Here is a 25,776-nt window from a genome sequence, read left to right as displayed (position 1 = left end):
CTCGGTGCGGGGGAACTCGATGAGGCGGCCGGAGACCACAATCCCCCCGGGTCCGGTCGCCTCTTCCACGCGTCCGGCCCCGCTCCCGCTCGCCCGTGTCACCCCTTCATGGCACCGCCGAGGGTGAACCGCCCGCTGAGCGCCCGCGACACCGCGAGATACAACGCGACCACCGGCAGCGTGTACAGCAGCGAGTACGCCGCGAGCTCGCCGTAGCGCGCCCCGCCGTACTGGTCGAAGAACTGATAGATCCGCACCGCCGCCGGAAGGCGATCGGGGCTCTTGAGCAGGATGAACGGCACGAAGAAGTTCCCCCAGGTGAGCACCAGGGTGAAGATGCCCACGACCGCCATCCCCGGCACCGCCAGCGGCAGCACCAGCAGGCGCAGCGACTGCCACACCGACGCCCCGTCGACCCACGCCGCCTCCTCCAGTTCCATGGGGATGCCGTCGAGGAAGTTCTTGGACAGCCAGATCCCGAACGGCAGGCTCGCCGTGGCCAGGAACAGCATCGTGGCCAGCCGCGAGTCCAGCAGCCCGGCCTGCACGAACAGGCCGTAGACCGGCACCATGATCACGGTGATCGGCAGCCCCGTCGCGAACAGCAGGACGTACAGCAGCGGACGCTTGAATCGCAGGTTGTAGCGCGACAGCGGGTAGGCGGCCAAAAGCGAGGCCACCACCGTGACCAGCGCCGCGCCCCCGCAGATCAGCACGCTGTTCGCCACCGGCACGAACACCGTCCGCGGCGTCAGCACCGTCGCGAAGTGGTCCAGCGTGAGCGACGTCGGCGGCCGCGCGCGCAGCGATGGCGTGGAGTCGAACGCCGCCAGGACCATCCACAGCAGCGGCACCAGGAACACCGCGAGCAGGGCCGCCAGCACGGCGTGGACCAGCACCGACGCCACCGCACGCGAGGGCGAGGCGATCGACCGTCTCACCGGACCTCCTCCGGTCGCAGGGCGCGCACGTAGAGCACCGAGAACAGCCCGGCCACCACCAGCAGCGCCAGCGCCACCGTGGTGCCGTACCCGATCTCGCCGAACCGCAGCGCCTCCCGGTACATCAGCAGCGGCAGCGTCATGCTGCGCTCGCCCGGCCCGCCGGCCGTCATGACGTAGATCAGCGTGAACACCTGAACCGTCTGCAGGGTCACCAGCAGCAGCGTGGTGGCCAGGGTGCGCCGCAGTAGCGGCAGGACCACGTGCCACACCACCTGGAACGGCCCCGCGCCGTCGACCCGCGCCGCCTCCTTCAGGTCGGTCGGGATCTCGGACAGTCCGGCCGAGTACGTCATCATCGAGAACGCGGTCCCCTTCCAAGTGTTGGCCAGGATGACCGCGAGGATCGGCGCCGTGTAGAGCCAGTTCTGCGGCGCCACCCCGATGGCCGCCAGCAGCCCGTTGAGCGTGCCCTCCCGCTCCAGGAACGCCACCCAGACGAACCCGGCCACCACCTCGGGCACCACCCAGGCGCCGACCACCACGCCGCCGACGGCCATCCGTACGACGGCGCTCCGGTTGTACAGGAGCAGCGCCAAGGCCAGGCCGAGGACGGTCTGGCCGATGACCCCCGACCCCACCAGGAAGACGGCCGTGAGCACCGTGGCGTCGAAAAACGAGGAGTCACCGAGCAGCCGCGCGAAGTTCTCGAACCCGACGAACTCGGTGTGCGACGCGTTCTCGCCGGTCAGTGCGGCGTTGGTGAAGGACGCCCATACCGTCCACAGGATCGGCCCGGCGAAGAACGACAGCAGCAGGAGCAGCGCGGGCACGAGCGGCAGCAGGCGGCGTAGGGCTCGGTCCCGCTCCCGGCGCCGGTCCGAGTCGCGGCGTGCGCCTTTGCCCGGCCGTTCCCCCCTCGACTGCGGCGTCTGCGTCAGCGTCGCCGCGGGCGTCATTCCCCCCGATGACGCCTCACGCACCGGAAACGGTGTTGTCGGAGCCTACGATCTCCTCGACCTTCTCGTCGTAGGCCCGGGCCGCCTCCGTTGGCGTTGCATCACCCAGCATCACCGCCTCCGTGGCCTCCTGGATCGCCAGCGAGATACGCGGATACTCGCTGTAGGCGGGACGGAAGTGGGTCACGTCGACCAGGTCCGCCGCCTCCTCGGAGATCGGCTTGTACGTTCGGAACTCCTCGGACTCGGCCACGTCCTCACGGACGGGGATCTGCGCCCCCTCGATGGCGAACCGGGTGGCGTTCTCCCTGCTCAGTGTCTGTTTCATGACGTCCCACGCGAGGTCAGGGTTGGCGCTCTTCGCGCCGAGGGCGAGCGTCCACCCGCCGGACATGCTGGTGGCGCCGGGCTCCTGGCCGTGCTGGGTGGGCATGCCGGTGAACTCCATGGTCTCGGGCCACTCCGGCCACGGCTTGCCCGCGGTGGCGATCCAGCTCTGGGTGATCCACGAGCCGTCGAGGTTGATCGCGATCTCCCCGGCGGGGACCCGCTCCTCATGGACGAGGGTGGCGACGTTGGCGTTGAGCATGTCCTGGGGATCCACGGCCAGGTCCTCGGAGTAGATGGTGTGGAGGAAGGTCAGCGCGTCCACGAACCCCTGCGAGCCGACGACCCACTTCTGCGCCTTCTCGTCGAAGAGCGTGTCGCCGGTGCCGCTCAGCAGCATCTGGAAGCCCTGCATCGACGCCACCTCGCCGGCCGGGGTGCCCGCGTAGACGTTGATCGGCGTGACCTCGCCGGGGAGCTTCGAGCGCAGGGTGCGCGAGGTGTCGAGCACGTCCTCCCAGGTTTCGGGCTCCCATGGCGTCTCGATTCCGGCGCGGTCGAACAGCTTCGTGTTGTACCAGAGCCCGCGGGTGTCGGTGCCGACCATGACCCCGTAGCGCTTGCCGTCCAGTGCGGTCACCGCGGCGTCGGCCGCCTCCCGGTAGTACTTGGCGTCCTCCCACTCGGCCCAGTACTTGTCGAGCGGGGCCAGGTACCCGGCGTCCACGTCCTGGTTGATGGTGAAGCTGTCCTCGAAGATGATGTCCGGCGCCTCGTCCTCGGACTGGTTCATCAGGTTGACCTGCGTCTGGTAGTCCTCGGGCGGGGCCTCGACCGGGTGCAGCTCGACGGTGACGCCGTGGTTCTCCGCCTCGAACTTCTTCTTGACCTTGCGCATCATGGTGTCGGCGGCGCGGAAGGCGCCGTAGTGCGGGTAGACGACGGTGACCGTGTCGGGGTCGCGCCCCGGACCGATGATGCTGCACCCCGTGGCCGCCAGGCACAGCACGACGGCGGCGGCAGCGGAGGTCGCGGAAGCAGGGATCGGCGCTCGGATCATCGGCCACCCTCCATGAGCTCTCCCATACGCGCGGTCGTGATACTCCTCACCCGACTTTCGCACGACGGCTGTCCGTAATCCACATCCCATGCACAAGAGTGAGAAGGGCGATGAACCAGGGGTCGACGGGACATACGCTCGTAGGCGTGGCCGGCCGAATCAGAGACGAAGACATCGCGCTCGTCCGCGAGCGCTCACCCATCGCCGACGTCATAGGCGAGTACCTTCAGCTCCGCAACGCCGGAGGCGGCTCCCTGAAGGGCCTGTGCCCCTTCCACGACGAGAAGTCGCCCTCGTTCAACGTCACCCCCGCCCGCGGCCTCTACCACTGCTTCGGTTGCGGCGAGGGCGGTGACGTCATCCGCTTCATCCAGGAGATCGAGCAGCTCAGCTTCGTCGACGCCGTGGAGCACCTCGCCCAGCAGGCGGGCATCCAGCTGCGCTACGAGCACGGCGGACGGTCCTCGCGCGGCGACCAGGGCCAGCGGCAGCGCCTCATCGAGGCGCACCGGGCCGCCGCGGCGTTCTACGCCGAGCGGCTGCTGAGCCCGGGGGCGCAGGAGGGGCGGCGGTTCCTCAGCGAGCGCGGCTTCACCCGGGCCGACGCGGAGACGTTCGGCATCGGGTTCGCCCCGCCGGGGTGGGAGAACCTCACCACCCACCTGCGCAAGAAGGGCTTCACCGACAAGGAGATCATCACCGCCGGCCTCGCCAGCCAGGGGAGGCGCGGCGCCTACGACAAGTTCCGCAACCGGCTGGTGTGGCCGGTGCGGGAGGTCACCGGCGAGGTCGTCGGCTTCGGCGCGCGCAAGCTCGACCCCGAGGACGACGGCCCCAAGTACCTCAACACCCCCGAGACCCCGATCTTCAAGAAGGGCCACCTCCTCTACGGCCTCGACCTCGCCAAGCGCGAGATCGCGCGCAACCGCCAGGCCGTCATCGTCGAGGGCTACACCGACGTCATGGCCTGCCACCTGGCCGGGGTCCCCACCGCCGTGGCCACGTGCGGTACCTCCTTCGGCGAGGAGCACGCCAAGGTGCTGCGCCGCATGCTGCTCGGCCGCTCCAACCAGGGCGGCGAGGTGATCTTCACCTTCGACGGCGACGCCGCCGGCCAGAAGGCGGCGCTGCGCGCCTTCGACGAGACCCACGGGTTCAGCTCCGACAGCTTCGTGGCCGTCCAGCCCGACGGCCTCGACCCCTGCGACCTGCGGATCCAGCGGGGCGACGGCGCGCTGCGCGACCTGGTCGCCAGCCGCAAGCCGCTCGTCGAGTTCGTCATCCGCAGCCGCATCGTCGAGCACAACCTCGACACCAACGAGGGCCGCCTGGCCGCCATCGACGCCGCCGCGCCCATCATCGCCACCATCCGCGACGCCGGGCTGCGCCAGGAGTACGCCAAGGACCTCGACAAGTGGACCGGGTTCATGGACGAGCGCCAGGTGCTGCGGCGGGTGGCCCAGCACATGGGGCGCCCCGAGGGCGAGCGCCGCCCGGCGCGCGGCCGCCCCGCCCGGCGCTGCCGCCGCCCGGGGCGGCCGATGTCGCCCCCTACGACCTGCGCGACCCTTCACTGCAGCGCGAGCGCCAGGCGCTGAAGATCGCGGTGCAGTACCCGGGGCTGGCCACGGAGTTCGACGCGCTGGACGCGGAGTCCTTCACGGCGCCCCAGCACCGCGCGATGGTGGAGCTCATCCGGAGCAGCGGGGGCGTGGCCGCGGCCACCGACCCCGGCCAGTGGGCCACGTGGCTGCGCGACGCGGCGCCCAACGACGCCCAGCGCGCCTTTGTCACGCAACTGGCGGTGGAGCCCATCGAGATCTATGGAGAACTCGATGAACATTACGCCAAGGAAATTCTCGGCACGATCAAGATTCATTCCATCAATCGCCAAGTGGCAAACCTGAAGTCGCGGCTGGGACGGCTGGATCCGGCGTCCGACGCCGCCGAATATGAGCGGGTCTTCACCGAACTCATGCAGGTTGAGCAGCAGAAACGCCTGATACGCGAGCAGGGTTCCGGTGCCACGTAGCAGCGTGGTGACAAAAATAGTTCTCTCTATACGGGGCCGGTAGCGGGCACACTGTAAGGGTGGCTCTATCGGTGCTGCCCAGCGAAATGCCGCCGATCCGACAGGTGGCGCAACTCGTCGCGGATTCACGATCCGGGGAGGCGGTGACCGTTGCCGACGTCGCCTCCGCCCTGGACCGTCTGGATGCCCCTCCCGAGTCTCTGGATCCGGTGGTCCGCGGTCTCGCCCAGCGGGGGGTCGACGTCATCGACCCGGCCGCGGACGAACCGCCGTCCTCGGTGTCCGAATTCGGGCGGCGCACCTCCACCAACGACCTGGTGCGCATCTACCTGCGGGAGATCGGCCGCGTTCCGCTCCTCACGGCAGAAGAAGAAGTGGAACTCGCCAAATCGATCGAGGTCGGCCTGTACGCCGGACAGAAGCTGCACGACGAGCAGCACGCTGCGGTGCCGGGCCAGGTCTCCCGAGAACACGCCGCCGAACTCGAATGTCTCGTCAACGAAGGTGAACGCGCCAAGCGTCGGCTGATCGAGGCGAACCTCCGGCTGGTGGTGTCCATTGCGAAGCGCTATATCGGACGCGGCCTGCTGTTTTTGGACCTGATCCAGGAGGGCAATCTGGGTCTGATCCGCGCGGTGGAGAAATTCGACTACACCAAGGGGTTCAAGTTCTCCACCTACGCGACCTGGTGGATCCGGCAGGCCATCACCCGGGCCATCGCCGACCAGGCGCGGACCATCCGCATCCCGGTGCACATGGTCGAGACCATCAACAAGTTGATGCGGGTGCAGCGCCAGCTGCACCAGGAGCTCGGCCGCGAGCCGACACCCGGTGAGATCTCACGCGAGCTGGGCTTCGGCGACGAACGCGTCCAGGAGATCCAGCGCATCGCCCAGGAACCGGTGTCGCTGCACGCGCCGATCGGTGAGGAGGACTCCGACTTCGGCGACTTCATCGAGGACTCCGACGCCGTCGTCCCCGTCGAGGCGGCGTCGTTCATCATGCTGCAGGACCAGCTGGTGGTCTTGCTCAACGGGTTGTCCGAGCGCGAGCAGCGGATCATCCAGCTCCGCTTCGGCCTGGTGGACGGGCATCCGCGCACCCTGGAAGAGGTGGGACGGGAGTTCGGGGTGACGCGGGAGCGCATTCGCCAGATCGAGTCCAAGACCCTGGCGAAGCTGCGCCATCCCTCACGCGCGCAGATGTTGCGGGACTTCCTGGAGTAGCCTCCCACCACCGGTCTCGACCTGGAGTACCCGGCGAGCGGGTGCCGGCTGCCCCCACTCGTCCCGTTGCGAACTGGAGAAATCTAACGAGTGGTGGGGCATGGGAGTTCCCGCGGGCCCGGGCGGCGGCCTGATGCGGCCGATTCTGCCCCAGATATGTGCGATGGTGTGCGGGCAAAGGCTACCTTCGAGGGTGATGTCGGCGCAGAAGCTGAAGCCACTCGGGCGGCACAGACCCGCCCTCATCGGGGTTGTCGCGGCCGTGGTCCTCGGCGCCCTGTTCTTCAGCGCGTTCACCGCGATCACCGACTCCGGGGGCGGGAACGGCCGGCTGGAGCGGGTGGCCTACTTCGCCGACTGGAACACCGCGAACCGCGGCTACCTGATCAAGGATGTCGACGAGAGCGGGGCCGCCGAGCACCTCACGCGCGTCATCTGGGCGTTCGGTTACGTCGACGACGAAGGCCGGTGCTCGATCCCCGAGGACACCGACCAGCCGTGGGAGCTGTACCAGCGGCGGTATGAGGCCGAGGAGAGCCTCAACGGCAAGGCCGACAGCTATGACCAGCCGCTGGCGGGCAGCCTCAACCAGCTCCTCATGCTCAAGGAGAAGTATCCCGACCTGCGCGTCAGCCTGAGCCTGGGCGGGTGGAACTGGTCCACCTACTTCTCCGAGGCGGTGAAGGACGAGAAGTCGCGGCGCGAGTTCGTGTCCTCGTGCGTGGACCTGTGGCTGCGCGGCGACCTTCCCGTCCTCGGGAAGGAACCCCAGGGCGGCGAGGGCGCCGCCGCCGGTGCGTTCGACGGCATCGACCTCGACTGGGAGTGGCCGGTGTCCGGCGGCAAGGAGGGCAACACCGAGAGCCCCGATGACCGCCGCAACCTCACCCTCGCCGTGAAGGAGTTCCGGCGCCAGATGGACGACCTGGAGGCCGAGACCGGGCGCCGGTACGACCTGTCGGTGTCACTGGCCAACGGCACCGACCAGCTCACGACGAGCTACGAACCGGAGATGTTCGAATCGATCGACTTCGCCACGGTGCAGGGCTATGACTTCACCGGTGCCTGGAGCGACGTCACCGACCACCACTCCCAGCTGTACGCGCCCAAGGGAGCGCCCAACGACGCCAGCACCGACAGCACCGTGCGCCGCTACCTCGACTACGGCCTGCCCGCGAAGAAGCTGGTGCTCGGCTTCCCCGCTTTCGGGCGCGGCTGGACCGGGGTGAGCCCCGAGAACTTCGGCCGCTACGCCCCGGCCGACTCGGGCGCGGAGGGCACCTACGGCGAGGCCGTCGACCCCTACGGAGAACTCAAGTACCGCAGCGGCCGACGCTTCCACGACCCGATCAACGGGGCCTACTGGCTGTACGACGGCAACGAGTGGTGGACCTTCGACACCCCCGAGATCGTCCGGATGAAGGGCGCCTACGTTCGCGAGATGAACCTGGGCGGGCTGATGATGTGGAACCTCGACATGGACCCCGAGGCCGACCTGGTCACCGCTATGGACGAGTCGCTCGAACAGGGCGAGTGAGCGGCACGGGGCGGCGCGCCGCTCTCTCGCCACCGGACCGGCTCACGTCCGGCTGAACCGCGTGACCCCGGCACCGGGGCGCCACAGCCGGATCACCAGCTGGTCGTTCTCCACCGAGGTCAGCACCGCGTCGGCCAGCTCCAGCCGGAACAGGTGGAAGGGCCCCGGCGGCTGCCCCGGCTGGCGGAAGGACTCCAGCTCGTCGGGGTCGGTCACCTCCACGGCCGTCCCCGAGATCTTGGCGTCGCCGCCCTCCATGGACCCGTCGCCGGGGTTGGCGTGGAGCGCGAACCGGTCGTCGCGCTGCAGGTCGCGGACCTTGAGCGCGTCCGGCATGGAGCCGAGAACGATGTCGGGGCCCTGGAAACCGACCTCCGTCCCGCTGACGCGAGGCGCGTCGTCCGCGCGCAGCGTGGCCAGGACATGGTGCTTGGTGGCCTCGAATCGGGCGCGTACCGCCGCTGCCAGCTCGGGCGCCTCATCACTGAACGTTTTCCATGGCGTCGTCATAGCGGCAAGTATCGGCGTAGAGACTGACACCGAGTGTCAGGAAGTGTCAGGAATGACGGCGCGGACACCGCTGCGCCGCGCACGCCGCACGCGCGTCGGTTTGCGGCGGCGCGGCGGTATTGTCAGCCGCCGTCCGGCGGCGCGAGGGTAGGGCACGTGGAAAACACAGTCGATCCCCGCACCATCACAGCACCGGACGACATCGACCTCGACGGGTTCCGACGCGCCTTGGGCACCGACTTCTCCGGGACGGTGTCCTTCGGGCGGGGCGCTCGCGCCCTCTACACCGCGGACGCGTCCAACTACCGGCACGTTCCCCTCGCCGTCGCCCTCCCCCGGACCACCGACGACATCATCGCCGCCGTGGCCGCCGCCCGCGCCTACGGCGTCCCACTGACCCCGCGCGGCGGCGGCACCAGCATCGCGGGCAACGCCATCGGATCCGGGCTCGTCATCGACACCTCGCGCTATCTCACCGCGGTCGAGAACCTGGACCCCGCGGCCCGCACCGCGCGGGTGCAGCCCGGCCTCATCCTCGACGACCTGCGCGCCGCCGCGGCGCCCCACGGCCTCACCTTCGGCCCCGATCCCTCCACCCACAGCCGCTGCACGCTCGGCGGAATGATCGGCAACAACGCCTGCGGTGCCCACTCGGTGGCGTGGGGAACCACCGCCGACAACGTGGAATCCCTCGACGTCCTGCTCTACGACGGCACCCGGATGACCGTGGGCGCCACCTCCGCCGAGGAGCTCGACCGCCGCGCCGCCCTGCCCACCCGCGAGGGGCAGATCTATGCGGCGCTGCGCGAGCTCACCGCCACCTACATGGCCGACCTGCGGACGGGCATGCCCCAGCTGTCCCGCAGGGTCTCGGGGTACGCCCTCGACCGCCTGCTACCGGAGCATGGCGGACACATCGCCCGCGCCCTCACCGGGACCGAGGGCAGCTGCGTCACCGTCCTCGGCGCCACCGTGCGCCTGGCCGAGGCCCCGGCGGCCCGAGCGCTGGTCGTACTCGGCTACCCGGACGCCGCGTCGGCCGCCGACGCCGTCCCCGAACTCCTGGACCACGGCCCGCTCACCGTCGAAGGACTCAACCACCGGCTCCTCGTGGGGCTCGACCGCCCCGGGGTGCGCTCCGGCGTCGCCCTGCCCAAGGGGAATGCCTGGCTCATGGTGGAGATGGGCGGCGCCGACCGCGACGACGCGGCCGCGGCCGGCCAGGCCCTGGTACGCGGGCTCACGGGGGCCGCGCGCCCGCTGGAGGCCGCCGTCGTCACGGACCCGGCCCACACCCGGGCGCTGTGGCGCATCCGCGAGGAGGGGGCGGGGCTGACCTCACGCACCCCCGACGGAGCGGAGGCATGGTCCGGCTTCGAGGACGCGGCCGTCCCGCCCGAGCGCCTCGGGTCCTACCTGCGCGAGTTCGACGCGCTGATGCGGCGGCACGGCCGCGACGGCGTGGCCTACGGGCACTTCGGCGAGGGGTGCATGCACATCCGCATCGACTTCGAACTGGGCGACCCGGCCGGACAGCGCGGCTTCCGCACCTTCATGGAGGAGGCCGCCGACCTCGTCGCGGCGCACGGCGGTTCCATCTCCGGCGAGCACGGTGACGGCCAGGCGCGCTCGGAGCTGCTGCCGCGGATGTACGGCGAGCGGATCTGCCAGGCGTTCGGCGAGTTCAAGGCCATCTGGGACCCGGAGAACCAGATGAACCCGGGGATCATCGTCGACCCCAAGCCGCTCGACGCCGACCTGCGCGTCCCGGCCGCGCCCCGCGCACCGCTGACCGTGCTCGCCTACCCGGAGGACCAGGGCGACTTCGCCCGCGCCCTGCGCCGCTGCTCGGGCGTGGGCAAGTGCCGCCGCCACGAGGGCCCCGGTGTGATGTGCCCGAGCTACATGGTGACCCGCGAGGAGAAGGACTCCACACGCGGCCGGGCGCGGATGCTGTTCGAGATGGTCAACGGCGAGGTCATCACCGACGGGTGGCGCTCGGAGGAGGTCCGCGACAGCCTCGACCTGTGTCTGTCGTGCAAGGGCTGCCGCAGCGACTGCCCCGTCAACGTCGACATGGCGGCCTACAAGGCCGAGTTCCTGTACCACCACTACCAAGGGCGCGTTCGCCCCGCCTCGCACTACTCGATGGGCTGGCTGCCGGTGTGGGCACGGCTGGCGACACTGGCCCCGGCCGAGGTGAACCGGCTCGGTGGCGCCCGGTACCTCGGCGACGCGCTCAAGCGACTGGGCGGGGTCGCGCCGCAGCGCGCCATCCCGGAGTTCTCCCGGACCACCTTCACCCGCTGGTTCAAGCGGCACCGCCGCGCATCGGCGGGTCGGGCCCTACGTGCGGCGGACCAGGCCGGTACAGGTGCAGGTCACCGGGGCACGGTCCTTCTCTGGCCGGACACCTTCGGCAACCACCTCAGCCCGCGGGTTCCCGTGGCGGCCGTGCGGGTCCTGGAGGCCGCGGGCTTCCGCGTCGTCCTGCCGCAAGGGCCGGTGTGCTGCGGGCTGACCTGGGTCTCCACCGGTCAACTCGGGGTGGCCCGCACCGTCATGCGGCGGTCGCTGCGCGCTCTGGCCCCACACGTCGCCGCCGGCGTCCCCATCGTGGGGCTGGAGCCGAGCTGCACGGCGGCGCTCCGCAGCGACCTGGTGGAGCTGGTGCCGGGGCGGCAGAGCGAACGGGTCGCGGAGTCGGTGCACACCCTCGCCGGGTTCCTCCGGGCCTACGCGCCCGACTGGAGTCCGCCGCACATCGACGCCGCGGCGATCAGCCAGGTGCACTGTCACCAGCACGCCGTGATCGGCTTCGACCCCGACCGTGAGCTGATGCGAAAGGCGGGCATCGACGGCGAGGTGCTCGACTCCGGTTGCTGCGGCCTGGCCGGGAACTTCGGCTTCGAGGCCGAGCACTACGACGTCTCCACGGCGGTCGGCGAACGTGTCCTTCTCCCCGCCGTCCGCGCCGCCGCCCCCGACACCCTGGTGCTCGCCGACGGCTTCAGCTGCCGGACCCAGATCGAGCAGCACACCGGCCGTCCCGCACTGCACCTGGCCGAGGCACTAGCGCGCGGACTCCAGAATCAGGTCGGCCAGAAAGCACAGCATCGACAGCCCTAAACACCGGTCTGCGCCCGCAGAGCGGCCAGCGCGCGGGGCACGACCTCGTTCAGCCGCGGGTCATCGGGGTGGACGCCCTCGTCCAGGTGGACGCGCCAGGTGATGTCGGACTCGCCCGGTGGCCTGCGCGCGACCAGGGTGAAGCCCGGTTCGCGCGGGTCTCCGGTGAGGGAGTAGCGGTTGCTCACCACGATGGTCGCGGTCACCCGCTCCTGGACGGCCTCGGCCAGCCGTCCCGGGTGGGGGACCGCGTACACGCGCTCGCCGACACCCACTTCGGTGAAACGGAACCCCGACTCGGCCCAGCGGGCGCGGTCGATGGTCTCCCAAGGGGCGGCGTGCCCGTCGGGCAGATGCAGCGCACGCGTGGTCGCCACGAGTGTCCCCTCGGCCGCCTCCGCATGCGCGAGGACCCGCTCTCCCCGTTCCAGCCCCAACCGTGCGCGGTCCTGGCGGGACAGACCATTGCGGCGCAGTGGATTCATACCTTCAACCTATGTCGCCTGGGCGTCGGCGTCCGGCGATCAGTACAACCGGTCGTCCTGTTCCGTCGTCGGACCATCGAGCCCCAGGGCATCCGCCACGAAGTGCGCGTTGCGGCGCGGCGGTGACTGGGAATCCGGCCCGTGTGTAGGCGGCCAGAGCCGCGTCCATGGCGGGCACCACGTGGTCCAGAGCAGGCCCGGGGCGGTCGGGGTTCTCCAGCACAGCGCCACCCTTCCACGGTATGGACTGAAAGAGAGCCGAACCTGATGAGATGTGCGGTGCCGGAAAGGGCTCCGGTGCCCGGAAACCACGGGGAGCGGTTTTCGTGTCCGCGGTGAGCTCACGTGAAGTGGAGGTATGAGCATGGCAGAGCGGCGCACGCATCCACCCGTCCGATGAGCGACGCCGACCTGAATGCCGGAAGCACGACTTGACGGTCACGGAAATTACGGATTGAATGTCGATCGTGTCTGCGTGGCGCCGCTGCACGTAAGGCGGCGAGTGGGCGGCACCGTACTCGGAGAAGATGTCGTGACAGCACGTCTCTTTGGACTCATCTAGCGCATCGCGCCTGCGCGCGCCCGCGTTCGGCGGGGTTTCTCTCCCTGCCTTCGCGTGAGCCTTCCGCGCATCTTTCTTGGCCCTTGAAGGGTCGGTTCTTCAGCACAGCAGTGCTGCCGTCGCCGCAGCGCCGAAGCATGGAATTTCCCTGCCCGGACGGCGGTGCCTGAGTGGTGGCAGCGCCTGCTTTCGACACCCCACGGGCCATTCATATTCGACGTGTGCCCGTGTTCGCCTCTGTACCCATTAATGTCTTCACGTAAGAAAGCGAGAGCGACCATCACGGCCGATTTTCATCTGCACGTCATCGAAGAATTCCGAGCGAATCGGGGCCGCGTGGGCGGGTTCTTCGAAGGCGCCCGGCTGATCCTGCTCACCACCACCGGACCAAAGAGCGGGCTCCGCCGCACCACTCCGCTGGGCTACCTGCCGGATGGGGGCACCGGGCGCAAGATCGTCATCGCCTCGGCCGGGGGCGCGCCGCGCCACCCCGCCTGGTACCACAACATCCTCGCCGACCCGCGGGTCACGGTCGAAGACGGCGTCTTCACCTACACCGCCGAGGCGCGGGTGCTGCGGGGCGAGGAGCGCGACCGCATGTTCGCCCGCGCGGTCGAAGCCGACCCGGGATGGGGCGAGTACCAGGTCACGGCCGACCGCCTGCTGCCCGTCATCGCGCTGGAGCCGCTCGACGGGAGCCCGCCGGACCTGCCGCCCGGCGACGGCCTCAAGGCGATCCACGACGCGTTTCGCAGGGAGCTGTCGCTGGTTCGGGCCGAAATAGCCGCCAGCGGGGCAGGGGCGCTCGGGGCGCAGCTGCGCGTCAACTGCCTCACGGTCTGTCAGGGGCTGGACCACCACCACGCCATGGAGGACGGCGGGATGCTTCCCGGCCTGCGGGCACAGCACCCCGAGTTGGCACCGGTCCTGGACCGGCTGAGCGCCGAGCACAAGGAACTGGAACGTCTCCTCCAGGACCTCCAGTCCCGCATCTCGGATATCTCCGGCCGCGATGTCGACGCGGATCAGGCGCTGGCCGACGTCGACAGCCTGATCGCCGCGGTGGAGGCACACCTCGACTACGAGGAAGAACAGCTGATCCCGCTGCTGAACGGCGGCATCTCCTAAGAGCGCGGCACGATTTGCGCGCCCAGCCCACGAACACGAAAGGACGACAGTAGTGCCCACCACAACCCGAATCGACGCCACCGCCGACGAGCGAGCCGCCGTCCGCGAACTTCTCTCCGCATGGCCGCTGGCAATCGCCGACATCCCGGCCGACGCCGACACCACCGACCTTCTCCCGCACACCGGGGGCGTCCCCGGGGGCTGGGTCGACGCCGACCGCCGGGGGATATCAGCGGGCGTGCTCATGTACGTGCACGGCGGCGGGTTCCGTTTCACCAATCCCGACGCCGAACGCGTCCTGACCTACCGTCTCTCCCGCGCTACCGGCCGCCCCGGTCTGCGCGTCGACTTCCGCCTCGTCCCGGACCACCCTTTCCCGGCGGCCATCGAGGACGTGACCGCCGCCTACCGGAGCCTGCTCGACCAGGGGGTGCCGGCGTCGCGGATCATCCTGGCGGGGGAGTCGTCGGGCGGAACGCTCCTGCTGTCGTCGCTGCTGGTGCTGAAAGAGGAGGGAACCGCCCTGCCGGGCGGGGCAGTGGCGGTCGGCCCGCTGACGGACCTCACCTTCTCCAGTCCTTCGATGACGGCCAACGAGGGCAAGGACATCATCAGCGGAGTGGGCGACGACTCCCTGGCGCAGGATTACCTGAACGGTGCCGCCCCCGACGAAGCCCCGCAGTCACCCCTCTTCGGCGACCTGCGCGGACTGCCGCCCGTCCTGCTGGCGGCGGGCGGCGACGAGCTCATGCTGGACGACGCGCGTCGATTCGCTGACGCGGCGACAGCGGCCGGGGTCGACGCGACCCTCGACATCTACGAGGGCATGCCGCACGTGTTTCACGCAGTCATCCTCAACGAAGCCATCCCGCAGACGGGGACGACCTTCCTCTCCCGCCTCTCAGCGTGGGTCGACCACCTGGACAGCGGCGCGTGAGGGCACCTAGCCCCCACCATCGAGCGGCAGGCGATCACCACACTCCTGCAAATAGCCGGAAAGCTCACCCGCTCCCGCCAGCATGGCGCGGCCACGCATCGTGAGTCGGCGGCGCCAATCGCTCAGTGCGGACTCCAGGGGCTCCAGCCCTCCGGCGGACCGCACCTGCTCAAGCAGTGGAGCGATCTGATTGAGCAGGTATCCGCCGCGTCTGAGTTGGTGAGCCAGGTGCGCGTCCCGGACGTCGGCAGGCGCGTAGACGCGATAACCGGTCGCGGGGTCGCGCTGCGGACGGATCAACCCGGCCCGCTCCCATTTCCGCAGGGTGGCGGGCCGGACCCCGAGCTGCCGGGCCAGCGGCCCGACGAACATCGGCCCTGGTCGGATCGAGGCGGGGCGGTCCGACGGAGCCAGGTCCCGGAGCGCATGCTCGACGGCCTTGAGCGTCTCCCGGTCCTTGAGCAGCTGCGCGTGACTCTCGTCGATCATCGCGAGAGCGCCCTCGACGTCCCCCTTGTTCACGGCCCGCATGATCGCCGTCGCGGTGGGGTGGCCGTGCGCTGGCACGAGAGCCAGGAAGACGCGTAATGCCTGGGCATGGAGCGGACCGTAGACCCTGTACCCGCTGGGCGTGCGCTCCGCTGGCGGAAGGATGCCCGCCTCCTCATAGTTGCGCACCGCCTGCGTGGACAGGCCATGCTCCCGAGCGAGGTCGACCGGCCGGAGGCGATCACGGCCCATGTTCACTCCTGTTGAAACTTTTCCTGCGGTTTCCGGCATAAGTCGACTCCAACATTACACCGAATGTTCAACGATACGGTTTAAGGAGTAGCGAATTCATCGAAGAGAACAGGAACCGTAATGACGACTCATCCTTCAATTCACGACGCCGGTTGTGCCTTCTCTGATGACACGAGCTTGCACGCGGCGCTCGCGTCGTTTCTTCACTCGCTTCCGACCCAGCCGCGCCTCCTGGGCCTCGGCGAGCCCATGCACGGGGAAGAGGCGTTTCCCCGGCTGCGTAACCGGGTTTTCCAGTACCTGGTCCAGCACGAGGGGTACCGGTCGATCGCGATCGAGAGCGACTGTGTGGCCGGTCTGATGGTCGACGACTACATCGCGGGGGGAGCGGGATCGCTCGACGACGTGATGAAGCGCGGCTTCAGCCACGGCTTCGGAGAATCGGCGGCCAACCGCGAACTCGTCGAGTGGATGCGCGATTACAACCGGGGCCGTCCCGCCGAGGACCGCCTGCGATTCTTCGGATTCGACGCCCCGACGGAGATCACCGGCGCGCCCAGCCCCCGCCCGGTCCTCACGACGCTGTACGACTACCTTGCGCCCCACGTGGACATCGACCGACGGCCGTGCACGTTCGACGCCATCGACGCCTTGATCGGCGACGACGAGCGCTGGACCAACCCGGATGCCATGATGGATCCGTCCCAGTCGGTGGGTTCCTCCTCAGACGTCGCGAAACTCCGTCTGATCACGGATGACCTTCTGGCACTCCTCACGTCGGAGTCCCCACACCTGGTCTCCGCCACCTCACCTACCGACTGGCGGCTGGCCCATTTCCACGGCCGCACCGCAGCAGGCCTGCTCCGCTACCACGCCACAATGGCCGACACGTCCCCCACCCGCTGGCAGCGGCTGATGAGTCTGCGCGACGCGATGATGTCCGACAACCTCACCGCCATCGCCGCGAACCAGGCCCGGCAAGGCCCGACCCTGGTGTTCGCCCACAATCTTCACCTCCAGCGACACAGGAGCGACTGCCAGATGGGCGACCAGACCCTGGAGTGGTGGAGCGCCGGGGCCATCATCGACCCACGGATCGGTGATCACTATGCCTTCATCGCCTCGGCCCTGGGCAGCGCCCAGCACCACGGCGTGGACACTCCGAGCGAGGACACCCTTGAGGGGATTCTGTGCACCCTTCCGGAGGGCCACTATGTCCTCGACTCCCGTCGCTTGGCCGCGGCACTGGACGCCATGGAATCCGAACCGACTCGACGCCCCGATCAGAGGACCGGCGACGGGTACTTCTTCGCCTTGGAGCCCGACCACCTGGTGGAGACCGATGGAGTGATCTTTACGAAGAACATCGCTTCCAGCTCCGCCTAAACCGCCCTCGCTTTGTTACACCTCGTCGCGCTGGATGGCGTCGACACAGCGCGACAGGAGCGCGCGGAGCGTCTCTCGCTCCTTCGGGGTGAACTCGTCGGCGAGGCGCCGTTCGATGCGAACGGCCTCTTTGTCGGCGAGTTCGACCGCATCCTGGCCAGCCTGGGTGAGTCGTGCCTCCAGCATCTTCTGATGCCACGGATGGGCCGACCGTTCGATCAGGCCGCGCTCTTCGAGGTTCTTGAGGACGGCCGTCATGGCCTGGGCGTGACGAGGCAGAGGCGCGGCCCTGCTCGACCTGTGCACGCAGATCCCCCCCCGGCCGTCCTTCAACGCCTGCTCGGGATCAGCCCAACGTCTGCCGAACGCTGGTCGGCCGGGGCCGTCAGAACAGCCTATGCAGCTGAGGTCGCCCGGCGATCCTGATTTCCCCGTCTACTCGCCTGGAACAGGAGTGGCTTGGTGGTAATACATCCGCCATCCAGAACCGTCATCCAACTTCCGCCAGATCGAAGCTCTTCGCGCTCGCCGCCCGTCGATCGTGGTCTCGTACGTGAGATGCACCAAGCCCGGCGCCAATACGGTGCCCGTCATACCAAGAGGCTCATACTGCGGGCCATCCGCGGCCCCACCCGGCATGTCCGGAAGCGCAGAAAGTACCGCCTCCCGGTCCCACCTACGGCCCGAGGCACCCACCTCTACAAATTCCGGATCGAGCAGTTGGTCTGCAAGCCGCCTCGATGTCCGCACCCCGGGGTTCATCAGCTGCAACTCTCGCGCGATCGCCTCGGCAACGCTGTCGCTGTCCACGCTCATTGGATCATCATGATCCGGATGACCTCGGCACTCGCAACCGGACTAGCGGCTACCCGTTGCAGGCATCACGGCTGAGCTGTTCGACGCCGCAGTGAGCAGCCCTGGGCCACGAGGCTATTCCGCAGCCTCGAATATCCGAATCTACGGACAGTGGCGGCACCGACCCGACACGTCGCGAGGTGAGCCGCCAGGGTCACGAACTGAGGTTCGCCGTGAACCACCTGGCGCCCTCCGTTCTGATGTGTCGACTCCTGCCGCTGCTGGCCGTATCGACGCCCGCACGTGTGGTCAACGTGGCCTCGATCGGCCAGGCGCCCATCGACTTCGACAACGTCATGCTGGAGCGCGAGTATGCATGACCGCGCGAGCCCGCCTGGCCGAGCTGACCGAGCGACTCTGCTCCACCGAGGACTGAGCCCGGCTCTCGCCAACGGTGGCAGTGTTCCCGGATGCCAGTCGCCCGAATTACTTTCCGGAGCCGGCCGTTGACCCCAGGCTCCCTCCCAGGCAGGCTCGTGCGCATGCGCCCCGGCGCCCAGGATCCCGTCGCGACGATGGAGGCGACCCCCATGACCACTTCCTCCGACGGCACCCCACCGGACCCACCCACCCAGCTGTTTGCCTGGGGACGGATCAGATGGCGGGTATCTCCACGCACCGTCCCCGGGACCGCGATCACGGTGGGCGATGTCGTCGTCTTCCCCGGCAAGGGGCATGAACGGCACCTGCACGAGGGCTCCGACGAGGTCATCTACGTGCTGTCCGGAACCGGGGAGCAGACCGTGGGCGACGGGGCCGCGTTCCCCATCGCGGCCGGGGACACCGTGCACATCCCACGCAGCGTCCCGCACTCCACCCACAACACCGGGTGGGACGTGCTGCGGCTGGTCGTCGTGTACGGCCCTGCGGGGGCCGAGGAGGAGCTGCGTGCCGCGCCCGACTTTCGTGAGATCCCGGCGGACCGGAGTCCCGCGATGGAGAACGCGTGAGCGGGCGGGACGGTCGCGCCGTCGCGGTGCTCGGCACCCTCGACACCAAGGCTGCCGAGTGCGGGTATGTGCGTGACCGGCTCCTGCACGCCGGGCTGCGGCCGGTAGTGGTCGACTGCGGGGTGTTCGAGCCCGATGCGCCAGTGGGCGTCATCCCGGACGTGCCGCGCACCGAAGTGGGTCGGGCCGCCGGTCACGACACCGCCGTGCTGGCCCGTGCGGGCGACCGCGGCGCGGCCGTGACCGCCATGGCCGAGGGCGCCCGTGCCACTGTGCTGCGGCTGCGTGCCGAGGGGCGACTGGACGCGGCCCTGGCGGTCGGCGGTACCGGCGGCACCTCCATCGCCGCGCACGCGCTGCGCGCACTGCCGCTCGGCGTGCCCAAGGTCGCCGTCTCCACGGCCGCCTCCGGTGACACCCGCCCCTACGTCGCGGAGAGCGACCTGGTCCTCATGCCCAGCGTGGTGGACGTGGCCGGGCTCAACTCGGTGTCGGCCAGAATCCTCGCCAACGCCTGCGGCGCCGTCGCCGGGATGCTGGCCGCCCCGCCGCCCGAGCACCGCGCCGCCGGGCCCGCCGTCGCGGCGAGCATGTTCGGCGTCACCACGCCCGCCGTCACCCGCGCGCGGCGGCTACTGGAGGAGCGTGGCCGCGAGGTCCTGGTGTTCCACATGACCGGCATTGGCGGGCGCACCCTGGAGTCGCTGGTCGGCCAGGGCGCGTTGCGCGGAGTGCTGGACCTGACCACCACCGAGCTGGCCGACGAGCTCGTCGGCGGGGTGATGTCGGCCGGGCCGACGCGGCTGACGTGCGGCGGCACCGGAACCCCGCGGGTGGTATCGGTCGGCGCTCTGGACATGGTGAACTTCGGCGCATCGGACACCGTGCCGGAGAGATTCGGCGGTCGGCTGCTCCACGTCCATAACCCGGCGGTCACCCTGATGCGCACCTCCCCGGAGGAGTGCGCGGAGCTGGGCGCTCGGCTCGCCGCGCGCGTGGCCGCTCTGGAGGCGCCCACGGCGGTCGTGCTGCCGCTGCGCGGCACCTCGGCGCTGTCGGTCGACGGCGGCCCCTTCCACGACCCGGTCGCCGACGCCGAGCTGTTCGCGGCGGTGCGTGCGGGGCTGGAGGGCACCGGGGTCCGCCTGATCGAGCTGGACAAGGAGATCAACGACCCGAAGTTCGCCGAGGCCGCGGTCGGCCTGCTGGATGAACTAATGCGCGCGTCCGCGCACACGAAGGGGGACTGAGACATGACGGGGATTCCCAGAGAGCGCATCCTGGAGCGGCTGCACGCCAAGCGTGCGCGCGGCGCACCGATTATCGGAGGCGGCGCGGGCATCGGGCTGTCGGCGAAGTGCCAGGAGGCGGGCGGCGCGGACCTCCTGGTCGTCTACAACTCCGGCCGCTACCGGATGGCGGGCCGCGGCTCCCTGGCCGGGCTGCTCGCCTACGGCAACGCCAACGAGATCGTCGCGGACCTGGCGCGCGAGGTGGTCACAGCGGTGCGCGACACCCCGGTCCTCGCCGGAGTCAACGGCACCGACCCGTTCTACGACCCTGACGAGTTCCTGCCGCGCCTGGCCGCACTCGGTTACTCGGGGGTGCAGAACTTCCCCACGGTGGGGCTCATCGACGGCGTGTTCCGCGCCAACCTGGAGGAGACCGGGATGGGCTACGCCCACGAGGTCGAGCTCGTCCGCCGCGCCCACGCCCTTGACCTGTTCACCTCGCCCTATGTGTTCTCCGCAGAGGACGCCGCCGCCATGGCCGAGGCGGGCGCCGACATCATCGTCTGCCACCTGGGACTGACCGTCGGCGGCAGCATCGGCGCCGAAACGGCCCTCACGCTGGAGGAGGGCGCGGCGCTCATCGACGCCTGGGCGACCGCCGCTCGGAAGGTCCGCGGCGACATCACGGTCCTGTGCCACGGCGGCCCTATCGCCGAGCCTGACGATGCCGCCTTCATCCTGCGCAGCTGCAAGGGGGTCCACGGCTTCTACGGGGCCTCATCGATGGAACGACTCCCGGTCGAGGAGGCCCTGACGGCGCGCACCCGGGCTTTCACCGAACTCACCCTATGAGCGCCCTTCACTCCAGCGGACGATGGGGGAAGTCAACGCAACGAACACGTGGGGTGGGCCGGCTGGGGATCGCGCAGGGCCCGGTCACACCGTGGAGCTGGGACGGACCGACGTCCGCAGCAGCACCACACCGACCAGGCACGGGACTGCGAGGGCGGGGCCGACCGCCCACCATCCCCCGGCCTGGATGACGACGAGACCGATCAGCGGAGGGCCGGCCAGGGTGCCCAGGCTGCCGAGCTGGGCGACCAGGCCGTTGGTCGTACTGATGTCGGCGGTGGAACGCACGACCATCGGAACGGCGGCGAAGACGGCCGCGACCACGAGTTCGTTCGTCACGGCCACGACCAGCGCACCTGCCAGAGACATGGACACGCCCCCGAGTTCGAGGAATGCGAAGGTCGCACCCAGCGGTACGAGAACACCGGCGATGAACAGCTGGGAGACCGGCTTCCCGCGGTGCAGGAGCCATCCGGCGGCGAACCCACCCGACACGCCAACCAGTGAGACAGCACCGGTGAGCGTCCCTGCCTGGGCAGCCGGGACGTCGAACACCTCCTGCAGGAAACTCGGAAACATCGTGACCGTGGCGACGATGGCCGCACTCGCAGTGGCGAAGCCCGCGGAGAGTGCAACGGGACGGGCGAAGCCGCGCAGGGTGAATCGGTCGTGCCCGCCGGAGCCGACCGACTCCGGGGTGGTGACCTCTCGTCGGGGTACCGCGATCGCGACCACCACCGCCACGCAGGCGATCGCGGCGGCCGCTGCACCGAGCCAGACGCGCCAGCCGAACGCCGACGCCACGATTCCTCCCGCGAACGAGCCGAGCGCCAGCCCGATCGGCAGAAACGTCCCCCACACAGCGAGGGCCGCGGTCCGCCGCCGCCCCTCTCCCAAGGACATCACCAGGACGGGCGCTGCCACCACCACGATGACGTAGCCGACGCTCTCGGCGAGCCGTGCGGCGACCAGCGGCCCGAAGTCGGACATCCGAGAGACCAGCGCCCCCGCGACCGCCATAATGGCGAGCCCTACGAGCAGCAGCGGCTTCTGCGCAAGCCGACGGCTCCCCAGCCCGACGAGCACGCCGACCACAGCCGCGGTGGCGGTCACCGACGACGCGACCAAGCCCACCTGGTCGAGCGAGAGCCCGAGGTCGGACCGCAGATCCCCGGATATCGGCCCGATCTTGCCGATGCTGGCCGCAGCGAACACACCTGCGGCGTAGATCAGCGAGAACTTCGCCCAGAACTGCGTCGCGGGCGCCGCAACCTGCGGATCTTCCACGACATCAGTGTTCTCATGCTTCTTTGAAAGTCCGCGCATGAAGAGTTGCACTCCATCGAAAGTGGATTAACCGTCTGGCGGGTGGAATGCGATGCTGGTGGGGTTGGTCATAACGTGGCTGACGGAGAAATGAAATTCCTTGCCATAAAATCACGCCTATAGGCCTCAGGGGCTTGTCATTGTGGAGTGGCAGATCCCCAATCTCCCAATCGCCGAAGAGTAAGACAATAATTAGCCATAAAATCCCTCTCGGTCAACATCAGGCGACTGCGCGTGACCGGGATCACCCTGTTCAGTGCACTAAGAGTAATGCCACGATTAACCGATCTATTCCAGTTGATGTGCAGGTCACAGTCCGCTGTTGTCGGATTCTCCGGAAAATGATCTTGACCTTGCTGAGTCCTGTCTGATCTGCAATTCGACCTGCCCGAAAAGCGGGAATGTCAGGTGGCCGCAGGCCCTCGTGCAGTTTCTGCTAAGTTGCTGATATTCGCACTTGTCTGAAGAGCGGGTCGTAATCTCGATGAGGTCGTGCGCTGAGAAGTCATCTCATCTGGTGAGTCTGCGGTAGCAGATGAGGGTGCAGGCGATGGCGGCGATGCCCAGGAAATGATCCGCCTTGCGCTCGAAGCGGCGGTGCGCGGTGCGGCAGGCAGGGGTCGACGACCGCCGGAGCTGTGCCCAGGTGCAGCCGGTAGTGGAGACGAAGATGATCGCGGCCAGGATCTCGCGGTCGCAGTATCCGGGCGTCGGGGGCGACACGCGGCGGGTCAACTGGTCGCAGCGTTCTGCTGCCGCTTCAATCGGGGGTATGGACGAGCAGATCCGCACTCTTCACGAGAACCTTCTGGGCAGCTGGAACGCCCGCGACCCGGCCGCATTCGCCGCGCTCTTCACCGAGCACGGTGTCACGGTCGGTTTCGACGGCAGCGTGGCCGAAGGCAGCACTGCCATTAGGGAGCACTTGGCTGAGATCTTCGGCAGCCACCAGACAGCGGCCTACGTCGCCAAGGTGCGTGAAGTGCGTCCGATAGGACGGGACGCCGCCCTTCCGCGTGCCGTCGCGGGCATGGTCCCGCCCGGAGGGTCCGACCTGAACCCGGGCGCCAACGCGGTCCAGTCGCTTGTCGCGGTGCGCGGGGACGCTGATTCTTGGCGTATCGAGCTGTTCCAGAACACCCCCGCCGCCTTCCATGGACGCCCCGAGGAGAGCGAGCGGCTCACCGCCGAGCTGCGCGACGTGCTCCGCTTCTCCTGACCCGGTGGCCGCAGCCCTCCCTGCTGCTGGCTGAACCCCACAGTGGCCGCACCGAAGGGATTCAGGCGCTGGGCAAGGTCACCCGGCTGAGTCCAGGACCTCCTCGGCTGCGGTCAGGGCGCGCTGCCGCATCACTTCCTCGGATACGGCGGGCTCACTCATGCCCTCCTCGATCACACGACCCGTCCGCCTCCGCGGAGACGGCGGTTCAGGGGACGGGTTCGTCGGGGCTGGAACCGTTGAGGTTGCTGGTGCGGAGTTCGTCGCTCTCCTCATCGGTGGGACGGGCGAGGAAGTCCTTGACGGAGTCCACGGGGAGTTTTTCGTTGACCTTCGTGTACACGGCCTTGCCTGCGTTGCCGACCTGCGCTCCCACCAGCCCCGCGGTCTCCTGGACGGCGGGGCTCTCCGCGATGCGGCGAGCGGTGCGCGCGATCTGCTCGTAACGGGCCTTGCCCGCCTTGGCCCCCAGGACGTAACCGATAGCCAGGCCTGCGGCGAAGGTGATCCGGTAGCGCATGGGTCCCTCTCGGCGTCACTCGTGCTGATCCGACGGTGCTGATGCATACGACGTTACCGCGTGCGCCGGTCCCGGCCAGGGAAGCCACCGAGCGCGGCGTCCCCTAGGCCTGACCTGCGACGAAACGATCACGTCCCGGCCAGCCCCCACAGTTCGCAGCCGCACGTGCCCCACCCCACAGCGGTGCCGGGCCAAAAACGTGTCACGAGCACCCCGGAAAGTGCGCTAATCTATTTCACGTCGCCAGGGAGCACAGGCCCCGGGGGCGACACGGAGCACGATCCCGCGTAGCTCAATCGGCAGAGCAGCCGGCTGTTAACCGGCAGGTTACTGGTTCGAGTCCAGTCGCGGGAGCATTCACTGACAGGAGCCCACCGGCATCGCCGGTGGGCTCCTGTCGTTGTAGCGGACGTGTGCGCGCCGACCGCTCCGCGATCCCGCTGGGCCGCCCGGCGCCGTTCCATCGCATACCGCCGCCCGCAGCGGAACGAGGCGCGGAGCCAGTCACCAGCGCGCCGCATCGGTCAAAGGTCAGGGGCGCCGCCCTGCTCGACGACGGTGGTGCGGGAGTTCCAGAACAGATAGCAGACGATGGCCAGGGCGAGGATGCTGCAGGCGCCCAGCCGGGTGGCATCACCCATCTGGCGATGGCCGACCGACGGGGAACTCCCATTCCATTCACAGGATGCAACGAGTGTGCGACAATCGCACATATGGTGGAGGAGTTGAGCTGGGCGCAGATCGGCGAGCGTGTTCGGGAGAGCAGGTCAGTAGCTGGGCTCTCGCAGCAGGCTCTCGCTGACGCAGTCGGCTTGGAACGCAGCATGATCTCCAAGCTGGAAAAGGGAGACCGGCGCGTTGACGCTGTGGAGCTCACCCTGCTTGCCCGCGCGCTCGACTACCCGCTGTCCTTTTTCCTGAACCCCCTGCCGGACGTCATCTCTCGTCGGACGGCGGACGTTCACGGCGGAGACGTCGGCGACAGCCCTGCCGCGCGCAGTGCACACCGGACTGAGTCCCTGCTCGCTGAGTGGCTGCAGGACGTACATCAGCTCGTCAGTGTCGGTGTCCTGGATGCACTGCCGTTGCTGCACTATCCCGGAAGCGTGACCGTTGCTGAGGAGGCCAGGGAGGCTGCGCAATGGCTGCGCGCTGAGCTTTCACTGGGAAACCGGCCAATTGAATCGGTTGCTGACGTCAGTGAGCAAGCGGGGCAGTTTGTCGCGGCTATCCCGCTGTCGTCTGATGGTGCCTCCCTGGTGGACGGATCTATCGCGGTGGCTGTTGTCAACCTGGATCAGGTGCCGGGGCGGCGGCGGAGTACAGCGGCGCACGAGCTTGGACACATGATCCTTGGGGATGAGTTCTCCAGTGACCTGGGTGTGCATGCTTCCCGCGAAGAGCGCGAGCGGCTCGTGGAGGAATTCGCAGCGGAGTTCCTGCTGCCCACAGCCGAAGCCATGAGCGTTGCACAAGGCAATGACCAGGAGGAACGCCGCTATTTCCTGGTTCGGCTATCGGCGGCGTTCCGTGTCTCTTGGGGCCTCGCTATTGCACAGGTCAGACGAACCGGGTTGATGGATCCGGATGAGCTACGCGAACTGCGCACCCGCACGCCAACGGACGTCGAGTTCAAGGACGCGCTCGGTTGGAAGCCTCAGCCGGATCTCGCATCGGTGCGAGTTCCCCCTCGCTACGCTTCCGCGGTCGTAGCGGCACTGCAGGCGAACTTGATCACTCCTGCGCGTGCTGTGGAGATGATGCGCGGACAGGTCTCAACCGAGGAACTGACCGAGGAAGCAGCTGAGTGACCTCCGTCCCTGATCGACTGCTGTCCGACGCTTCTCCACTCCTACACGCTG

24 protein-coding genes, 1 tRNA gene and 1 pseudogene are annotated in these 25,776 nt (G+C 68.8%); 15 read left to right on the top strand and 11 right to left on the bottom strand.

The window, feature by feature from the left end; genetic code table 11:
• Positions 1 to 98: 98 nt before the first annotated feature.
• Genes CDO52_RS20070 through CDO52_RS20060 form a run of 3 tightly spaced genes read right to left on the bottom strand, consistent with a single transcriptional unit; the run spans position 99 to position 3,287 of the window.
• Positions 99 to 941 (bottom strand): carbohydrate ABC transporter permease, encoded by an 843-nt coding sequence (locus CDO52_RS20070; protein ID WP_017619339.1) that lies wholly within the window; start codon positions 939 to 941, stop codon positions 99 to 101.
• On the bottom strand, positions 938 to 1,900 hold the full coding sequence (locus tag CDO52_RS20065; RefSeq protein ID WP_083919920.1) for a carbohydrate ABC transporter permease: 963 nt from the start codon (positions 1,898 to 1,900) through the stop codon (positions 938 to 940). Before CDO52_RS20065 ends, CDO52_RS20070 begins: the two co-directional genes overlap by 4 nt.
• Before the next feature lie 16 nt (positions 1,901 to 1,916).
• Positions 1,917 to 3,287 carry an extracellular solute-binding protein gene (locus CDO52_RS20060; protein WP_017619337.1) on the bottom strand — a complete coding sequence of 457 codons (1,371 nt, stop codon included), beginning with the start codon at positions 3,285 to 3,287 and terminating at the stop codon, positions 1,917 to 1,919.
• Positions 3,288 to 3,433: 146 nt separating this feature from the next.
• Between CDO52_RS20060 and dnaG the strand changes: the two genes are divergently transcribed.
• The 4 genes from dnaG to CDO52_RS20045 all read left to right on the top strand — a co-directional run bounded on the left by dnaG (position 3,434) and on the right by CDO52_RS20045 (position 8,082).
• A complete protein-coding gene (gene dnaG / locus CDO52_RS20055) occupies positions 3,434 to 4,885 on the top strand; it encodes a DNA primase (RefSeq protein ID WP_332459736.1) in 1,452 nt (483 codons plus the stop codon).
• Positions 4,886 to 4,893: 8 nt separating this feature from the next.
• Positions 4,894 to 5,319 (top strand): hypothetical protein, encoded by a 426-nt coding sequence (locus CDO52_RS29310; RefSeq protein ID WP_332459735.1) that lies wholly within the window; start codon positions 4,894 to 4,896, stop codon positions 5,317 to 5,319.
• Between the two features lie 86 nt (positions 5,320 to 5,405).
• Positions 5,406 to 6,545 carry an RNA polymerase sigma factor RpoD gene (gene rpoD / locus CDO52_RS20050; protein ID WP_193373679.1) on the top strand — a complete coding sequence of 380 codons (1,140 nt, stop codon included), beginning with the start codon at positions 5,406 to 5,408 and terminating at the stop codon, positions 6,543 to 6,545.
• Between the two features lie 196 nt (positions 6,546 to 6,741).
• The gene (locus CDO52_RS20045; RefSeq protein WP_017619334.1) at positions 6,742 to 8,082 is read left to right on the top strand and encodes a glycoside hydrolase family 18 protein; all 1,341 of its coding nucleotides are present in this window, start codon (positions 6,742 to 6,744) and stop codon (positions 8,080 to 8,082) included.
• A 42-nt stretch (positions 8,083 to 8,124) separates the two neighbouring features.
• Here the strand turns inward: CDO52_RS20045 and CDO52_RS20040 are convergent, their stop codons facing one another.
• The gene (locus CDO52_RS20040) at positions 8,125 to 8,592 is read right to left on the bottom strand and encodes a pyridoxamine 5'-phosphate oxidase family protein (protein WP_017619333.1); all 468 of its coding nucleotides are present in this window, start codon (positions 8,590 to 8,592) and stop codon (positions 8,125 to 8,127) included.
• 156 nt (positions 8,593 to 8,748) lie between these two features.
• Between CDO52_RS20040 and CDO52_RS20035 the strand changes: the two genes are divergently transcribed.
• Positions 8,749 to 11,721 carry an FAD-binding and (Fe-S)-binding domain-containing protein gene (locus CDO52_RS20035; protein WP_017619332.1) on the top strand — a complete coding sequence of 991 codons (2,973 nt, stop codon included), beginning with the start codon at positions 8,749 to 8,751 and terminating at the stop codon, positions 11,719 to 11,721.
• Here CDO52_RS20035 and CDO52_RS20030 read toward each other — a convergent pair.
• Complete coding sequence (locus CDO52_RS20030; protein WP_033300666.1) at positions 11,718 to 12,206, bottom strand: hypothetical protein; 489 nt, start codon at positions 12,204 to 12,206, stop codon at positions 11,718 to 11,720. The two genes, CDO52_RS20035 and CDO52_RS20030, sit on opposite strands and share 4 nt — an antisense overlap.
• 898 nt (positions 12,207 to 13,104) lie before the next feature.
• Between CDO52_RS20030 and CDO52_RS20025 the strand changes: the two genes are divergently transcribed.
• Positions 13,105 to 13,896 carry a nitroreductase/quinone reductase family protein gene (locus CDO52_RS20025; protein WP_017619330.1) on the top strand — a complete coding sequence of 264 codons (792 nt, stop codon included), beginning with the start codon at positions 13,105 to 13,107 and terminating at the stop codon, positions 13,894 to 13,896.
• Between the two features lie 52 nt (positions 13,897 to 13,948).
• Positions 13,949 to 14,833, top strand: a complete 885-nt coding sequence (locus CDO52_RS20020; RefSeq protein WP_017619329.1) for an alpha/beta hydrolase fold domain-containing protein — start codon at positions 13,949 to 13,951, stop codon at positions 14,831 to 14,833.
• Positions 14,834 to 14,839: 6 nt separating this feature from the next.
• Here CDO52_RS20020 and CDO52_RS20015 read toward each other — a convergent pair whose 3' ends face one another.
• A complete protein-coding gene (locus tag CDO52_RS20015) occupies positions 14,840 to 15,574 on the bottom strand; it encodes a MerR family transcriptional regulator (protein ID WP_017619328.1) in 735 nt (244 codons plus the stop codon).
• A gap of 177 nt (positions 15,575 to 15,751) precedes the next feature.
• Here CDO52_RS20015 and CDO52_RS20010 point away from each other — a divergent pair, with 177 nt between their 5' ends.
• Positions 15,752 to 16,960 (top strand): erythromycin esterase family protein, encoded by a 1,209-nt coding sequence (locus CDO52_RS20010; protein WP_017619327.1) that lies wholly within the window; start codon positions 15,752 to 15,754, stop codon positions 16,958 to 16,960.
• A gap of 15 nt (positions 16,961 to 16,975) precedes the next feature.
• Here the strand turns inward: CDO52_RS20010 and CDO52_RS20005 are convergent, their stop codons facing one another.
• Together CDO52_RS20005 and CDO52_RS20000 are read right to left on the bottom strand one after the other, a co-directional pair.
• Positions 16,976 to 17,218, bottom strand: a complete 243-nt coding sequence (locus CDO52_RS20005; protein WP_017619326.1) for a MarR family winged helix-turn-helix transcriptional regulator — start codon at positions 17,216 to 17,218, stop codon at positions 16,976 to 16,978.
• A 177-nt stretch (positions 17,219 to 17,395) separates the two neighbouring features.
• Positions 17,396 to 17,776, bottom strand: coding sequence for a nuclear transport factor 2 family protein (locus tag CDO52_RS20000; protein ID WP_017619325.1), 381 nt, complete (start codon positions 17,774 to 17,776; stop codon positions 17,396 to 17,398).
• Positions 17,777 to 17,955: 179 nt separating this feature from the next.
• Between CDO52_RS20000 and CDO52_RS19995 the strand changes: the two genes are divergently transcribed.
• The 4 genes from CDO52_RS19995 to CDO52_RS19980 all read left to right on the top strand — a co-directional run bounded on the left by CDO52_RS19995 (position 17,956) and on the right by CDO52_RS19980 (position 20,849).
• Positions 17,956 to 18,135: a hypothetical protein gene (locus CDO52_RS19995; RefSeq protein ID WP_017619324.1), complete on the top strand. Its 180-nt coding sequence runs from the start codon at positions 17,956 to 17,958 to the stop codon at positions 18,133 to 18,135.
• Between the two features lie 210 nt (positions 18,136 to 18,345).
• A complete protein-coding gene (locus tag CDO52_RS19990) occupies positions 18,346 to 18,765 on the top strand; it encodes a cupin domain-containing protein (protein ID WP_026125911.1) in 420 nt (139 codons plus the stop codon).
• Positions 18,762 to 20,015 carry a Tm-1-like ATP-binding domain-containing protein gene (locus tag CDO52_RS19985; RefSeq protein WP_017619322.1) on the top strand — a complete coding sequence of 418 codons (1,254 nt, stop codon included), beginning with the start codon at positions 18,762 to 18,764 and terminating at the stop codon, positions 20,013 to 20,015. Before CDO52_RS19990 ends, CDO52_RS19985 begins: the two co-directional genes overlap by 4 nt.
• A gap of 3 nt (positions 20,016 to 20,018) precedes the next feature.
• Positions 20,019 to 20,849, top strand: a complete 831-nt coding sequence (locus CDO52_RS19980; protein ID WP_017619321.1) for a phosphoenolpyruvate hydrolase family protein — start codon at positions 20,019 to 20,021, stop codon at positions 20,847 to 20,849.
• Positions 20,850 to 20,933: 84 nt separating this feature from the next.
• On the opposite strand, the gene CDO52_RS19975 is transcribed toward CDO52_RS19980, so the two are convergent.
• Positions 20,934 to 22,136: an MFS transporter gene (locus CDO52_RS19975; RefSeq protein ID WP_157745648.1), complete on the bottom strand. Its 1,203-nt coding sequence runs from the start codon at positions 22,134 to 22,136 to the stop codon at positions 20,934 to 20,936.
• 627 nt (positions 22,137 to 22,763) lie between these two features.
• Positions 22,764 to 22,910 (bottom strand): annotated as a pseudogene (locus CDO52_RS29565) (IS5/IS1182 family transposase); the annotation flags it as partial.
• A 37-nt stretch (positions 22,911 to 22,947) separates the two neighbouring features.
• On the opposite strand from CDO52_RS29565, the gene CDO52_RS19965 reads away from it, so the two are divergent.
• The gene (locus tag CDO52_RS19965) at positions 22,948 to 23,394 is read left to right on the top strand and encodes an SgcJ/EcaC family oxidoreductase (RefSeq protein WP_017619317.1); all 447 of its coding nucleotides are present in this window, start codon (positions 22,948 to 22,950) and stop codon (positions 23,392 to 23,394) included.
• Between the two features lie 208 nt (positions 23,395 to 23,602).
• On the opposite strand, the gene CDO52_RS19960 is transcribed toward CDO52_RS19965, so the two are convergent.
• On the bottom strand, positions 23,603 to 23,914 hold the full coding sequence (locus CDO52_RS19960; protein WP_017619315.1) for a hypothetical protein: 312 nt from the start codon (positions 23,912 to 23,914) through the stop codon (positions 23,603 to 23,605).
• A 281-nt stretch (positions 23,915 to 24,195) separates the two neighbouring features.
• Between CDO52_RS19960 and CDO52_RS19955 the strand changes: the two genes are divergently transcribed.
• Together CDO52_RS19955 and CDO52_RS19950 are read left to right on the top strand one after the other, a co-directional pair.
• Positions 24,196 to 24,268 (top strand) — tRNA-Asn (locus CDO52_RS19955).
• Between the two features lie 293 nt (positions 24,269 to 24,561).
• Complete coding sequence (locus CDO52_RS19950) at positions 24,562 to 25,725, top strand: helix-turn-helix domain-containing protein (protein WP_152471659.1); 1,164 nt, start codon at positions 24,562 to 24,564, stop codon at positions 25,723 to 25,725.
• The last annotated feature ends 51 nt before the right edge of the window (positions 25,726 to 25,776 follow it).

Origin of the sequence: Nocardiopsis gilva YIM 90087, assembly GCF_002263495.1 — a bacterium.
GTDB classification, from domain to species: domain Bacteria; phylum Actinomycetota; class Actinomycetes; order Streptosporangiales; family Streptosporangiaceae; genus Nocardiopsis_C; species Nocardiopsis_C gilva.
The sequence above is the reverse complement of the archived record's forward strand: the minus strand, read 5'-3'. Positions and strand labels throughout refer to the sequence as shown.

Coding starts and splice junctions, on each gene's coding strand:
- CDO52_RS19960 (WP_017619315.1), bottom strand. CDS start 23,914: ATGCGCTACCGGATCACCTTCGCCGCAGGCCTGGCTATCGGTTACGTC.
- CDO52_RS20015 (WP_017619328.1), bottom strand. CDS start 15,574: ATGGGCCGTGATCGCCTCCGGCCGGTCGACCTCGCTCGGGAGCATGGC.
- CDO52_RS20040 (WP_017619333.1), bottom strand. CDS start 8,592: ATGACGACGCCATGGAAAACGTTCAGTGATGAGGCGCCCGAGCTGGCA.
- CDO52_RS19990 (WP_026125911.1), top strand. CDS start 18,346: ATGACCACTTCCTCCGACGGCACCCCACCGGACCCACCCACCCAGCTG.
- CDO52_RS20065 (WP_083919920.1), bottom strand. CDS start 1,900: ATGACGCCCGCGGCGACGCTGACGCAGACGCCGCAGTCGAGGGGGGAA.
- CDO52_RS20045 (WP_017619334.1), top strand. CDS start 6,742: ATGTCGGCGCAGAAGCTGAAGCCACTCGGGCGGCACAGACCCGCCCTC.
- CDO52_RS19950 (WP_152471659.1), top strand. CDS start 24,562: ATGGCCGACCGACGGGGAACTCCCATTCCATTCACAGGATGCAACGAG.
- CDO52_RS20030 (WP_033300666.1), bottom strand. CDS start 12,206: ATGAATCCACTGCGCCGCAATGGTCTGTCCCGCCAGGACCGCGCACGG.
- CDO52_RS20000 (WP_017619325.1), bottom strand. CDS start 17,776: ATGAGCGTGGACAGCGACAGCGTTGCCGAGGCGATCGCGCGAGAGTTG.
- rpoD (WP_193373679.1), top strand. CDS start 5,406: ATGCCGCCGATCCGACAGGTGGCGCAACTCGTCGCGGATTCACGATCC.
- CDO52_RS19965 (WP_017619317.1), top strand. CDS start 22,948: ATGGACGAGCAGATCCGCACTCTTCACGAGAACCTTCTGGGCAGCTGG.
- CDO52_RS20005 (WP_017619326.1), bottom strand. CDS start 17,218: ATGACGGCCGTCCTCAAGAACCTCGAAGAGCGCGGCCTGATCGAACGG.
- CDO52_RS19980 (WP_017619321.1), top strand. CDS start 20,019: ATGACGGGGATTCCCAGAGAGCGCATCCTGGAGCGGCTGCACGCCAAG.
- CDO52_RS20060 (WP_017619337.1), bottom strand. CDS start 3,287: ATGATCCGAGCGCCGATCCCTGCTTCCGCGACCTCCGCTGCCGCCGCC.